The sequence below is a fragment of the Mucilaginibacter sediminis genome, from assembly GCF_051903035.1.
In the GTDB taxonomy this organism is placed as follows: Bacteria; Bacteroidota; Bacteroidia; order Sphingobacteriales; family Sphingobacteriaceae; genus Mucilaginibacter.
On record NZ_CP170602.1, the window covers coordinates 2,894,579 to 2,907,604 of the forward strand.

Annotated in this window: 12 protein-coding genes and 1 tRNA gene; 5 read left to right on the plus strand and 8 right to left on the minus strand. The window is 41.6% G+C overall.

What is annotated here, in order from left to right; translation table 11 throughout:
• Positions 1-11 precede the first annotated feature (11 nt).
• From ACFGVS_RS11440 to ACFGVS_RS11465, 6 genes are all read right to left on the minus strand, one after another.
• A complete protein-coding gene (locus tag ACFGVS_RS11440; RefSeq protein ID WP_090644946.1) occupies positions 12-1,574 on the minus strand; it encodes a hybrid sensor histidine kinase/response regulator in 1,563 nt (520 codons plus the stop codon).
• A gap of 190 nt (positions 1,575-1,764) precedes the next feature.
• Entirely contained in the window at positions 1,765-1,938 is a 174-nt protein-coding gene (locus ACFGVS_RS11445; protein ID WP_439698712.1) for a hypothetical protein, read from the minus strand.
• 496 nt (positions 1,939-2,434) lie between these two features.
• A tRNA-Arg gene (locus ACFGVS_RS11450) sits at positions 2,435-2,508 on the minus strand.
• Between the two features lie 106 nt (positions 2,509-2,614).
• The gene (locus ACFGVS_RS11455) at positions 2,615-2,806 is read right to left on the minus strand and encodes a hypothetical protein (RefSeq protein WP_090644940.1); all 192 of its coding nucleotides are present in this window, start codon (positions 2,804-2,806) and stop codon (positions 2,615-2,617) included.
• Between the two features lie 306 nt (positions 2,807-3,112).
• The gene (locus ACFGVS_RS11460) at positions 3,113-3,850 is read right to left on the minus strand and encodes a DUF4184 family protein (protein ID WP_274212330.1); all 738 of its coding nucleotides are present in this window, start codon (positions 3,848-3,850) and stop codon (positions 3,113-3,115) included.
• A gap of 8 nt (positions 3,851-3,858) precedes the next feature.
• Positions 3,859-4,050, minus strand: a complete 192-nt coding sequence (locus tag ACFGVS_RS11465; RefSeq protein ID WP_439698713.1) for a hypothetical protein — start codon at positions 4,048-4,050, stop codon at positions 3,859-3,861.
• A gap of 104 nt (positions 4,051-4,154) precedes the next feature.
• Between ACFGVS_RS11465 and ACFGVS_RS11470 the strand changes: the two genes are divergently transcribed.
• Complete coding sequence (locus tag ACFGVS_RS11470; protein WP_439698714.1) at positions 4,155-5,090, plus strand: Nif3-like dinuclear metal center hexameric protein; 936 nt, start codon at positions 4,155-4,157, stop codon at positions 5,088-5,090.
• Between the two features lie 322 nt (positions 5,091-5,412).
• Entirely contained in the window at positions 5,413-6,273 is an 861-nt protein-coding gene (locus ACFGVS_RS11475) for an N-acetylglucosamine kinase (RefSeq protein ID WP_090644932.1), read from the plus strand.
• 185 nt (positions 6,274-6,458) lie between these two features.
• On the opposite strand, the gene ACFGVS_RS11480 is transcribed toward ACFGVS_RS11475, so the two are convergent.
• Positions 6,459-7,151, minus strand: a complete 693-nt coding sequence (locus ACFGVS_RS11480) for an NUDIX hydrolase (RefSeq protein ID WP_369829634.1) — start codon at positions 7,149-7,151, stop codon at positions 6,459-6,461.
• 128 nt (positions 7,152-7,279) lie between these two features.
• Here ACFGVS_RS11480 and pfkA point away from each other — a divergent pair, with 128 nt between their 5' ends.
• From pfkA to gap, 3 genes are read left to right on the plus strand one after another with little or no spacing between them, the layout of a single operon-like run.
• Positions 7,280-8,266, plus strand: coding sequence for a 6-phosphofructokinase (gene pfkA, locus ACFGVS_RS11485; RefSeq protein WP_090644927.1), 987 nt, complete (start codon positions 7,280-7,282; stop codon positions 8,264-8,266).
• Between the two features lie 6 nt (positions 8,267-8,272).
• The gene (locus tag ACFGVS_RS11490; RefSeq protein WP_090644924.1) at positions 8,273-9,121 is read left to right on the plus strand and encodes a hypothetical protein; all 849 of its coding nucleotides are present in this window, start codon (positions 8,273-8,275) and stop codon (positions 9,119-9,121) included.
• A 6-nt stretch (positions 9,122-9,127) separates the two neighbouring features.
• The gene (gap, locus tag ACFGVS_RS11495; protein ID WP_274212326.1) at positions 9,128-10,123 is read left to right on the plus strand and encodes a type I glyceraldehyde-3-phosphate dehydrogenase; all 996 of its coding nucleotides are present in this window, start codon (positions 9,128-9,130) and stop codon (positions 10,121-10,123) included.
• A gap of 443 nt (positions 10,124-10,566) precedes the next feature.
• Here the strand turns inward: gap and ACFGVS_RS11500 are convergent, their stop codons facing one another.
• Complete coding sequence (locus ACFGVS_RS11500; RefSeq protein ID WP_439698715.1) at positions 10,567-12,972, minus strand: ABC transporter permease; 2,406 nt, start codon at positions 12,970-12,972, stop codon at positions 10,567-10,569.
• Positions 12,973-13,026 lie beyond the last annotated feature (54 nt).

The window sequence follows — 13,026 nt, forward strand, 5'->3', positions numbered from 1 at the left end:
TCGTTATGGTGTTACAATGGCAAGCTTATCGAAAACACAGCACCCTGATCGTTTTTTACGGTAATATCACCGCCGTGCGCGGTCATGAATTGTTTTACAATGGCAAGCCCCAAACCTGTGCCGTTTTTCTTTTGCCGGGTAACAAAGGGTTCAAATAGGGTGCTCATTATTTCGTCGGGGATACCCGGGCCATTATCGGCTACGCGTATAATAACATAATCGTCCTGTATTTCGGCACTGATATTGAGCGTGGCGTTGGGGGTTTTATGATCGTGAAGCGCATCAACGGCATTATTCACCAGGTTGCTTAACGTTCTGCGTAATTTACTCTCATCGCCATTTACAAATAAAGGGTCGGGTACGTTAACATTTATAATAATATCAGCCGCCCCGTCCCTTATCTCTACCTGTTTCACCGCATCCCAAGCAACTTTGTTGATGTTAACAGGTATCTTTTTAACAGGGGTGTTTTTTATAAAATCTAAAAAGTCATCAAAAATTAACGACGCCTGCTCGGCCGATTTATCAATCAGGTCGATCAAATCGCTTTCAAGGCCGTCCTCGCGCATCATTTCGGTCATCAATTTTATATTTTTAACAGGCGTACGCAGGTCATGCATCACCATACCAATTACCTGCCCCACGGCCGATAATTTTTCTTTTTGTATAAGCTTTTCATTTAATTCGGCATTCCTGATAGCCTGGGCGGCGTTTTGCACAAAAAGCTTTAACATATACATTTTTTCGGTTTTAAGCCTTTCCTGCTTTTTAAGCACCGCGAATACCGAATAAGTATCAAGGCGGGCAAGCACAAGCTCATCTACCTGTATTACTTCATCCTTTTCTATCTGTATACTTTTAACACGTGCAATCAGCTCCTGAAGATTTATTCTTTCCTCTATCGCGCCTATAGAAATTATTTTTTCGTAGGCAAAATCGTCATCAAGTTTACCTATCAAAGCCAGGTCGGTATCTAACGAGCCTGCCAGCTGGTCAAGAATATTTTTCAGCAACGATGTCAGCTGCATCTTGTTTAAGCCGATAGAAGAAATAGATTCTATCAGTTTTTCAAGGTTCCTTAATTTATTATAATCGGTTACCGCTTTTGTAGCCAGCTGAATAATCTCTTCGGGGGCGTAAGGCTTACAATGGTAGCCAACGTTTTGGCCTGCCTGTTCAACAATTTCATCAATAGACCGGTCGCTGAAAGCAGTAATAAAAATAATTTCGGCCTTCACGTCATATTTCCGGATTTCCATGGCAGTTTCCAGGCCACTCCACCCCGGCATCCGCATATCCAAAAATATGACGGCGTATGGGGTGCCGTTTTCAACAGCTTTTTTTACCATCCTGGCCCCTTCCATACCATTGGAAGCTTTTGCAACGGTAAACTCCGGAATGCCCCGGGCGCGCGTTCCTAATAACGGCTTTGGAACATCAAAAAGAATATTAAATGCCTGATCGATATTTTCCTGTTCCTCATCATTATAATTCGGCATCAATATATCCTCGATATTATCGCGGACTAATTCTTCATCGTCAATGACCAATACAGCGGTATTAGGCTTGTTCATAATTCTTTAAAATTAATTTAACTTAGGTGGTTTCAATTATCGCTTTTACGGTAGAATTTGGATTAGGTTGTTGAATTATAAAAACTGCCGAAATAATATTTACAATACCTAAAAACAATAAAAGACGTGTTATCCTTTTAACAGCTTTAATTTGGCAAAAACATTATCGTTAAAAATTCGGGACCATTGTTCAAGTGGTATTGCTGTTTCTTCGGAATTTATCATCAAAATAAAACCAGCAATTGCTTTGTTTTGCAAAACGGGTAAGGTTATCAATGTCGGCCTGTGTTATAAAGTTACATCCATATTGCCGCTCTGCGTTCATCAGGGCGTCCCATAAAACAAGCTCTATGTTCTCATCCAAACGGCATGATATGCACTTTCGGATATATTGCTCATTAAATTGGCAAGCGTTTGCCGGTCGTGGGTTAAAATGGCATCCACCGCAAGAAAAATAAGTGTAAGGGTGCTTCGCCCCCAGGGTTCATTTTACACATGAACTAAGGCGTCCTATGTCTTTAAAAAAACAACACGACCAACAGTAAAAGCGTCTCTTCAATTAAATTGAAGACGTGCCTTCCTTAACTACTTTGTTCGCTTTCCGAACGTAGATAAAAATCATAGCCGCTATAAATAAACTAAAACAAGCGTTAATTAATGTCCCAATGCCTTCAGCCTTATAGGTTTTGTCGGTTGAGTTTATTCTTTCAATTCCGTCATACATTTCGTAAATGAAATACAAGAACATATAGATACTTGCAGCGAGTGAAATTTTTCGGTATTTAACAAAAACTGAGGACATAGGATTCGGTTTTGGTTTATATAAAAAAAGCAAGCCAACTCGGCCTGCTTTTATACTGTGATCCCATTTGGATTCGAACCAAAGACCTACAGATTAGAAATCTGTTGCTCTATCCAGCTGAGCTATAGGACCATCTGTAAAATCAACGACTTTGTGGCAATGTATCATGCCATCGTTTTTTTCGCGGTGCAAATATGCAAAATTATGCTGAATTATCAACCACAAATTTGTGATTTGATTAACGAACTGTTCTTTTTTCGATTCTTTTATAAGCGTATTCGGCGGAATCCACGTTTACATAATCAGAGAATTTCGGGTTGGGATGATATTGTTTTTTAATGTATTTTAAAACTCCGGCAAATAGCACACCTATCATCAGCAACAAACAAAGCGAGAGCAATATTGCTCCAAAGGTAATTACAAAGTCCATCTTAATTAGTATTTTATAATTATTACGCAAACGAATTGTAAAGGTTATGCTTTTTTTAAAATCGGGGTTGAATTGAAATTATTGCGGATTAGTCCGAAAATTTAAAGGGGAAATAATTACCGGCAGAAAAAACAAGGCAAAATAAAAGCCCCTTGCACTCGCTGCTTGGGGCTTTAAACCTAAACCTTATCACAATTAATAAGTGTGAAACACTTACCTTATGAGGTAGCAAATATAGAATTCTTAAGTATATGTTGCAAATCCGGAGGCTTAAATTTGGGCACAATGCTAAAATTAACAGAAATATTACAGTTTTTTTTGTAGGCCCGAATCAAAAGCCGACGCTATAACTAATCCAATTAGGCCTCCTGCGATAGCTGTTACCAATAAATTACCAAACAAATACGAATCGTGGCTTTTAAATGATAGCCTTACAATTACTGTAAATACCGATGTTAAAAATACGATGAGCCAGTATTTAAACACATTGCCCGCACTGGTAACAGCACTTTTTGGCAACCCCCATATTGTGTACCCAATGAACGCGAGCCCTGCAAGTGTACTGCCATGTTGTAGTAATGAATAACAGTAAATAGGTTGTCGGCCCAATTGAACAACCACTGCGGAAAGGAATGGAAAAAGCCTTACAAAATAGCCGGAAGAATGGGTAAAACTATCCCATAAAATATGGGAAGCAGCGCCGGCTATAACCGATAACCCTATTATAAACACGGTAGCAAAGGATATTTTTAACAGCTTCTTTTTATATGCCAAAAACCGGCTATTCAGTTGAATAGGCAGATGATCAATCAATTTATCTTTTACCACAAACAAGTAAATGAATGTTAGCAATAAGCCGAGGGGCAAATCAAAATAAAATAACCCGACCACCGAATGTCCGTAAATAGCCTTTACCCGCATCCTGATAAAATATTCAAAATCGGGTGTCATGCTGCCAATTATTAAACCGGTTATTGAGTACCATCGTTTAGGCAGATGTTTTAGAGGTAAAATGATGGCGGGGTGGGCGAAGGTGAAGGGCATATGTTTAGCTATGCCTTAAGTTGTTTTTCAATATCAAGCGCGTATTCCTTGCAGGTATTAAGCCCGCGTTCAAACTCAGTATCTGTCGATCCAACCTGTCTTCCGGATCTATCTGAAGCCAAAAATCTAAAAACGCCATTAGATACTTCTTCATAAGTTAGCAACCAGCCAGGCAGTATTTCGATTGTATTTCTGTTCATACATGTTCTTTCACGAAGATAACATGAATCTTGGAATGTAAACCAGGCACCTTACTTATTTGCGCGCCTATTCTATATATTTGATCAATCACCATTCAACTATCATGAATACAACAAAAAAACTTTTTTCCTTAAATAAGGATTATACCCGCCGTAAATTTATTTTTAATGTTGGCAAAGTGGCCGCCGCCTCGGCATTGCTGAGCGCTCCATTTGTGGGCCGGGCTGCCAATTTTTTTGAGGTTAAAGAGGATGTAACAGTCGGGCAGATTATCGATAAATTCATCAGCCAGATAGCCGGGGCACCTTTTCCTAAAACGGTAGATACGCTTAAATCGGGCAATCTGGATATTAAAGTTACGGGCATTGTTACTACCATGTTTGCCACTATTGATGTGATAAAACGGGCTATAGCCTTAAATGCCAACTTTATTATAGCCCATGAGCCCACTTTTTATAACCATGCCGACGAAACCGACTGGCTGGCCAATGATGATGTATACCAATATAAAGCCAAACTACTTAAAGATAACAACATTGCCGTATGGCGTAACCACGACTATATTCATAGCCTTAAGCCCGACGGCGTAGGCATGGGCGTACTAACCCAATTAAGCTGGGCGGCCTATTACCGGCCCGACCTGGGCAATGTGCTCGTGCTTCCGCCTACCAACTTAGCTGCTTTAATTGAATACCTGAAAAACAAACTATCCATTAATAAAGTGCGCTACATTGGCAACCCGGCGCAAAACTGCCAAAAGGTATTGTTTTTACCCGGCGCCGCGGGCGGTAAAAGGCACATAACCGAAGCCGGCAAAGTAAAACCCGATGTGTTAATTGTTGGCGAAATACAGGAATGGGAAACTGCCGAATACGTGCGCGACGCGCAGGCAAAGGGGGATAACTTATCGCTGATTGTATTAGGCCATATCGCCAGTGAAGAACCCGGATCGGAGTTTATGGCGGGTTGGTTAAAACAGCATTTTCCGGCAATTAAATCGGTACATATTCCGGCAAATAATTCATTGTCGTTCATGTAAACGTTACCGGCTTAGTGTAATTATATACAAGTATTATTGATAGATGTTGCTAAATAATTTAACATTACGTACAATTGCAAAAAAAATGACCGCAATGGCCTAATCCTCAATTACATGTTGATTTTACATTTATTATAATACCCCAATGTAATGAAAATGTGTTGTTGATAATGATACTTTAAGCCAGTAACGTTAGATTTTGTGTAAAAAGAAAGTGTAATTAGCATAAAAATGGCAATTTTTATGATTTAGGTTACAAAGTGTTTTTTTTACAATAAGTTAATCATACTTTTAACCCAATTTTTCTAATAAAACTTTATTTATGATCATAATTGCTGACGGTGGCTCAACTAAAACAAACTGGTGTCTGGTTACCGAAGAAGGTAAAAAAGTGTATTTCAACACTGAGGGATATAACCCCTATTTTTCAAGTACAGAGTACATCATCCAATCGTTAAACGAAAGCTTGCCTACCGACCTTGATAAAAACGAAATAACCGAGGTTAATTATTACGGGGCCGGCTGCTCAACAGATGATATGCGCAACCTTGTAAAAGTTGCGATGGAAGCTGTTTTTACTAAAGCTAAGGTATACATAGGCCATGATTTGCTTGCTGCGGCACGCGCCCTGTTAGGCAATACCGAAGGTTTTGCGGCTATTTTAGGTACAGGTACCAATTCTTGTATTTACGATGGTAAAAATGTTGTACATAATATCGATTCGGGCGCTTATATCCTGGGCGATGAAGGCAGCGGCTGCTACATCGGCAAAAAATTATTAGTTGATTATTTGCGCGGTTACATGCCCGAGCCTGTGCGCAACCTGTTTTGGGAAACCTTTAAACTTACGCCCGATGATATTAACGAGCAGGTTTATACCCAGCCACGTGCCAACCGCTTTTGCGCAAGCTTCAGCAAGTTTGTTTACGATAACAATGTGCACATTGAATACTCACGTAATTTAGTCCGTACCTCGTTCGAAGATTTTTTCCGTAACCTGGTTACCCACTACCCCGACTATCAAAAATATACCTTTAACTGCATAGGCTCGGTAGGGTACAACTTCCGTAACGTACTGGAAGAAGTAGTTACCGAAAACGGAATGGTTGTTGGTAACATCATCCGCTCGCCTATAGATAACCTGGTTAAATACCATTTAGAGTTATCGCCGAGCAGCTTGTAGTTGGCAGTCCTCAGTTTGCAGTAAGCAGCTATTTGCAGTTTGCAATAATTAGTTAGCAGTTTGCACAAAAAAAGCTTCAGTGATTACCACTGAAGCTTTTTCATTTAGGATTATATCACCTGGCATGCCTTTGCGTATTACAGCCAACCAAGAACTGCAAACTGCCAACTAAAGACTGCAAACTGCTACCCGAGGCTCATTTCACCCTGAAATATCTTGCCGTACTTGCGTTTATCAAACTTGTACAGTTTGGCTGCACGGTAGCTTACCCCTTTTTGCTTCTCGTCCAGCTCTTTTAAAAAGCCGTAGCTGAGCATTTTTTTGCGGAAGTTACGTTTATCCAGCTTTTTGTTAAGTACAGCCTCGTATAATGATTGTAACTGGGTAAGCGTAAATTTTTCAGGTAACAACTCAAACGCTATAGGCTGGTAATGCAGCCTGCGGCGGATTTTATTGAAGCCGGTATTAAAAATTTCGCTGTGGTCAAATGCCAGCTTAGGTAAATCGTTTACCGGGTGCCAGATGGCTTTTTTGGCAAACTGGGTTACCGGGCGCAGCTCCTTTTGCCCGTTGATACGAATAAGCGCGTAATAGGCAACCGTAATTACACGGCCTTGCGGGTGTCTGTTAACCTCGCCAAAGGTATGGAATTGTTGCATATGCAAATCGCGCAAACCGGTAAGCTCATACAGGATCCGCTCGGCGGCATCGTCTATGCTTTCGTCCTGCTCAACAATGTAGCCGGGCAATGCAAACCAATCTTTATATGGTTCTTCGTTACGCTCAATTAATAAAATCTTAAGTTCGCCGGCTTCAAAACCAAAAATTACGCAGTCTATCGAGAATACGGAATCAAACTTAGGCAGCATTAGTTCCAAAATACTTATCGGGATTTAATTTACAGTTTAAATATATGACCTTAATTCCTAATCTAAAAAAAAACAAATAAATTTAATGGTGTAATTTACACACTGTATCTTCGTAGCACAAATTTAGTAGTGTAAAGATGCAGAAAATTTCAAAAATTGCTGTTTTAACCTCAGGCGGCGACGCACCGGGCATGAACCCATGTATCCGCGCCGTTGTTCGTACAGCATTATATAATGGCCTCGAGGTTGTAGGCATACGCCAGGGCTATAAAGGGCTTATCGAGAACGACATGTACGATATGAACAAGCGTTCGGTAAGTAATATATTGAATTTAGGAGGCACCATTTTAAAAACTGCCCGCTGCCTGCCTTTTAAAGAAGAGGAAGGCATGGCCACTGCCTACAAGCATCTAAAAGAGCATGGCATTGATGCCCTGGTAGTAATTGGCGGCGATGGTACCTTTACCGGCGCCCTGCGTTTTTCAAAAAAATACCCGGATATTGCTGTAATGGGCGTTCCGGGCACCATTGATAACGACCTTTGCGGTTCAACGTATACCCTGGGGTTTGATACAGCTACTAATACAGTTATTGAAGCTATCGACAAAATTCGTGATACAGCCGATGCGCATGACCGCCTTTTCTTCATCGAAGTAATGGGTCGCGACTCGGGCGCTATTGCCCTGCGGGCGGGCATTTCATGTGGTGCAGAGGCCATTTTACTGCCCGAAAAACAAACCGCTATTGAGGATTTGATCCAAAACCTTAAAACGGGCCACATGAACAAAAAATCGTCAAGCATAGTAATTGTGGCCGAAGGCGACAAGAATGGCGGCGTGTACGACGTGGCAAAAGCCGTACAAAAAGAAGTTAAAAACTACGACATTAAAGTAACTATATTAGGCCACTTGCAAAGAGGGGGCAGCCCATCCAGTTTCGACAGAATTTTGGGCAGTCGTTTGGGCTTTGCAGCAGTTAACGCTTTGATAGCAGGAGAATCACAAAAAATGGTAGGTTTGCAGGCCAATAACATTGTGCTAACCAGTTTGGAGGAAGCGCTTAACCACCATGAGTTTAAGCTGGAAGCAGACCTTTTACAAATGGTTGATATATTATCGATATAATAATTAATGATTGCAGTAGTTTATAGCGGTTCGTATTTTGCACATTGGCGCCTGGCCGATAAAGGAAGAACTATTGCTTCCTTTAAAACCAACGGCATCAATCCCTACTTTAACGACGAAAAGCACATTCTGCAACTTCTCAATAAAAATATCAACCTCATTCACCACGCCGAAGAGATAAAACGTATTTACTTTTTTGGTGCCGGGGCATCGTCAGTTGAACGTAAGGCGGTGGTATATAACGCGCTCTCGGCATTTTTTAAATTTGGCAAGGTAACTGTTGAGCACGACATTACCGCGGCAGCTATTGCCTGCTGTAAAAACTCGCCCGGTATTGTAAGCATTTGCGGCAGCGGCTCAAACGCCGCTTATTACGATGGTAAAAAAGTGGCCCCCAACAACTACGGCCTGGGTTATATACTGGCCGACGAGGGCAGCAGCAACTGGTTGGGCAGGCAGCTTATTAAAGGGTTTATGAACCAAACCCTGCCACCAAACATCCGCAAAAAGTTTATCCATAAATACGACGCCGACCGCAAAACGCTTTTAGAGAAGGTTTACCGCCAAAAACAACCGGCTTTATTCCTCAGTTCGTTTGCCGATTTTTACCTGGAAAACCGCACCGACAATCATCTCCAAAACGTCATAAAAAAAGGATTTAGCAGCCTAATTTCCACATATTTAGTACCTTTACATAAGCAACATCCCGATACCCCTATCTACTTTGTGGGCACGGTTGCTGCCAATTTTCAGGAACTTTTATATGAAAGCGCTGCCGAAGCCAATTTGCAGATAACCAACATTATAAAAGAACCCATAAATAATTTATTAACCTACTATTCAAATAAAAATTAAAAAATCATGAAAATAGGAATTAACGGTTTCGGCCGTATTGGCCGCCTGGCATTCAGGGCCGCAATTGAAAGATCCGACATTGAAGTTGTTGGTATTAATGACCTGGTTGAGCCAGATTACATGGCTTACATGTTAAAATACGATTCAACTCACGGACCATTCAAAGGCACTATTGCTGTTGAAGGCGGTCATTTGGTTGTAAACGGTAAAACCATCCGCGTTACTGCCGAAAAAGACCCTGCTAACCTTAAATGGGGCGAAATAGGCGCTGAAGTTGTTATCGAATCAACTGGCTTGTTCTTAACACAGGAAACCGCTCAAAAACATATTGATGCAGGTGCTAAAAAAGTAGTAATGAGCGCACCGGCAAAAGATGATACCCCTACATTTGTAATGGGTGTTAACCATAAAGAATTGAAAGCCGATCAAAACATTGTATCAAACGCTTCATGTACTACCAACTGTTTAGCACCTATTGCTAAAGTATTGGATGATAACTTTGGTATCGAAGAAGGCTTAATGACCACCGTACACGCCGTTACAGCTACTCAAAAAACTGTTGATGGCCCAAGTGCTAAAGACTGGAGAGGTGGCCGTGGTGCTTACCAAAACATCATCCCTTCATCAACCGGCGCTGCTAAAGCAGTTGGTTTGGTGTTACCTCAGTTAAAAGGTAAATTAACCGGTATGTCATTACGTGTACCAGTTGCCGACGTATCTGTTGTTGACTTAACCGTACGTTTGAAAAAAGGTGCTTCATACGAAGCCATCAAAGCAGCTATGAAAGCAGCATCTGAAGGCGAATTAAAAGGAATTTTAGGTTATACTGAAGATGAAGTGGTATCTGAAGATTTCAAAGGCGATGCACGTACATCAATTTTTGATGCAAAAGCAGGTATCGGCCTTAATGATAACTTTGTTAAAGTTGTATCATGGTACGATAACGAGTGGGGTTACTCAAACAAACTGATCGACCTTGTTCAGGAATTAGGTAAATTCTAATTTCCCTTTCCCAACATTAATTTATACTAACAACAGCCCTGGCAATAGCCGGGGCTTTGTGGTTTAAAAATAGTATCAAGTAGTAAGTAGTAAGTAGTAAGTATCAAGTAGCAAGATTTCTTTATTCCCCTCTCGAGAGGGGGCGCGATAGATTGAGCAGTGGCAGGGGTGTGTTTGTCGGCGTTCTCTCTGCATGTTCAAACACATCTTGCTACTTGATTCTTACTACTTGATACTAACCATGGCAATGCCTGCGGCCCGGGCTGTACATTCATACTGCACAGGCCTTAGCCACATAGGCCGGTATCCATTTCCATCCCTATTGCTACGCTGCAAAGTGTCCGCCCGGCATCCATCCCGCCATGTTCGGACAAGCGGACTCTGTAATATAGCCACCGCAAACCATCCATAGCCACCTTGCTTAATTCGCAACCTTACAGAAACTACTCCGTTTTCAAACTCTTAACCGGGTTCATCAATGCGGCTTTTACCGTTAATAATGATACTGTAACAAAAGCAATGATAAACACCACTATAAACGGTATAACAAACAACAGCCAAGTGATACTGAGCCGGAACGAGTAGGTTTGCAGCCATTTGTTAATGGCATACCAGGCCAGCGGTGCCGATACAACAAAAGCAACAACTACCAACACGGCAAAATCTTTATAAAGCAACTGTAAAATATTACTAACGGTGGCACCAAGTACCTTCCTGATGCCTATCTCTTTGGTACGCTGTACAATGGTGTATGATACCAGGCCAAATAACCCAAGGCAGGCAACAAAAATGGCTATGAATGTAAATATGCCAAACACCTGGCCAAAACGCTTATCGGCCTGGTATTGCTTGTTAAAATGCTCGTCCAGGAAAAAATAATCAAACTGATCATTGGGGAAATATGTTTTCCAGTCTGTTTTCAACCCAGCTAATGTTTGCTGTATGTTGGCTGTGCTTATTTTAATTGATACCTGGTTGCGCAAATCTGGTATACACCTAAAAATCAAAGCGTCGTAATCATCCCGTAGTGATTGCTGATGAAAATTTTCAACAACACCAACAATAGTATAGGTTTTGCCCCAAAAATCAATTTGCTTACCTATGGCCTGTTCGGGCTTATCAAAACCCATTTGGTGAATGGCCTTTTCGTTAAACACTACCGAAGCCGTATCGGTAGTAAACTGGGGCGAAAACCTGCGGCCCGCAAGAAGCTTCATATCGTAAAAAGTGAGGTATTCCTGGTCGCCCCCAATAACACGGTATTGCTTGCCTTGCGACTGATCGGCACCGTGGGGCTTAATGCCGCCCGCGTTCCATGACACCGGCTCGCCCGGCACCGTGGTCGATACTGTCATCCCTTTAATAGCCGGGTTAGTAAGGATGTTGTTTTTAAACGCCTTCATATTGCGGTAAAACGAATCTATTTTGGCTATTGGCGGCTTAACCACAATGGTTTGATCAATATTGATACCCAGGCTTTGGTTTTGCATATATTGAATTTGCCTGAATACCGTTAGCGAACCAATCAGCAGGAAAATTGATGCTGCAAACTGAAAAACCACCATCCCCTTGCGCAAAATTATACCCCGCGGCGATGCCGACAATTTACCCTTCATCACCTCAACAGGCTTAAAAGATGACAGCACCATCGCCGGGTAAAAGCCCGAAAAGAACGCGCCCACCAGCAATATACTCCCTACCGTTATCCAGAATACCGGGTTTAAAAACAAACTAAAGCTGACATGCAGGCCCGATATATTGGAAAAAACGGGCAAAAAAACAATTATCAATATAACCGCCAGCAGCAGCGCCAGTAGGTTAAGCAACCCGGCCTCCAGCATAAACTGTACAATAAGTTGCTTTTTTGCCGATCCTAACGTTTTACGTACACCAACTTCTTTGGCCCGGCCTATCCCCTTGGCGGTAGCCAGGTTAATATAGTTTATCCACGCTATAATAATTACAAATATGGCTATGCCCAACAACAGGTAAACAGAGTTACCATCGCCATTGGGCTGCAGTTCAAACATCAGGTTGGAGTACAGGTGAATGCTGCCTACCGGCTGCAGGGTATAAATACCGCTTTCGCCCGAGCCTTTATATTTATCATACGCCTTTTTTACAATGGGAATAAATTTAGCCTCTAAGACCTTAGGGTTAACACCCGGCCTAAGCAGCAAATAGGTAGTACAGCCATCATTCATCCACTGGTTATCAATACCCGGCGCGTAAATTTTTGACAGCGTAGCCCATGACTGTAAAAAATCGAGCCTCATGTGTGTATTTTCGGGCATATCCTCCATTACCCCTGTAACCTTCATGCCCTTATCGTTATAAATGATAATATTCTGGCCAACAGGATCCTGGTTGTGAAACAGCTTTTTGGCCACGCTGCTTGATATAACTACCGTATTAGGCTCGGCCAGGGCGGTTTTAGGATCGCCCCGTAGTAATTTATACGAGAATATGTTGAAAAACGAATTGCCAACAAAGTAGTTATTGGCAACCGTCATTTTCTGATCCTTATAACTGAGCAGGATATCGCCGGCCGGCGATAATTTTACCATATCTTCAATCTCGGGCAAATCGTTTTTAAACTCAGTTCCCGGTGCAAAAGCTCCGCCGGCCCAGCGGGTACTTAATTTGCCATTATTGAAGCGGTCCTGGTTAATGCGGTAAATACGGTCTTTCTTCGCCTGAAAATTATCAAAACTCAGTTCAAACGTAACATACTGCAAAATTAAAAGGCAGGCAGCCATCCCAATGGCCAGCCCCACAATATTGATAAACGAAAAAGCTTTGTTTTTAGTGAGGTTACGAAAAGCAACCAGCAAGTAATTTTTAAGCATATCGATGGTTTTTACCTATTGATTTCACCATCATTGTGCCATCATTTTAAACAC

Bases quoted from the DNA above. Each gene is read 5' to 3' on its own strand.
- ACFGVS_RS11440 (WP_090644946.1), bottom strand. From the start codon at position 1,574: ATGAACAAGCCTAATACCGCTGTATTGGTCATTGACGATGAAGAATTA.
- ACFGVS_RS11455 (WP_090644940.1), bottom strand. From the start codon at position 2,806: ATGGACTTTGTAATTACCTTTGGAGCAATATTGCTCTCGCTTTGTTTG.
- ACFGVS_RS11460 (WP_274212330.1), bottom strand. From the start codon at position 3,850: ATGCCCTTCACCTTCGCCCACCCCGCCATCATTTTACCTCTAAAACAT.
- ACFGVS_RS11465 (WP_439698713.1), bottom strand. From the start codon at position 4,050: ATGAACAGAAATACAATCGAAATACTGCCTGGCTGGTTGCTAACTTAT.
- ACFGVS_RS11470 (WP_439698714.1), top strand. From the start codon at position 4,155: ATGAATACAACAAAAAAACTTTTTTCCTTAAATAAGGATTATACCCGC.
- ACFGVS_RS11475 (WP_090644932.1), top strand. From the start codon at position 5,413: ATGATCATAATTGCTGACGGTGGCTCAACTAAAACAAACTGGTGTCTG.
- pfkA (WP_090644927.1), top strand. From the start codon at position 7,280: ATGCAGAAAATTTCAAAAATTGCTGTTTTAACCTCAGGCGGCGACGCA.
- ACFGVS_RS11490 (WP_090644924.1), top strand. From the start codon at position 8,273: ATGATTGCAGTAGTTTATAGCGGTTCGTATTTTGCACATTGGCGCCTG.
- gap (WP_274212326.1), top strand. From the start codon at position 9,128: ATGAAAATAGGAATTAACGGTTTCGGCCGTATTGGCCGCCTGGCATTC.
- ACFGVS_RS11500 (WP_439698715.1), bottom strand. From the start codon at position 12,972: ATGCTTAAAAATTACTTGCTGGTTGCTTTTCGTAACCTCACTAAAAAC.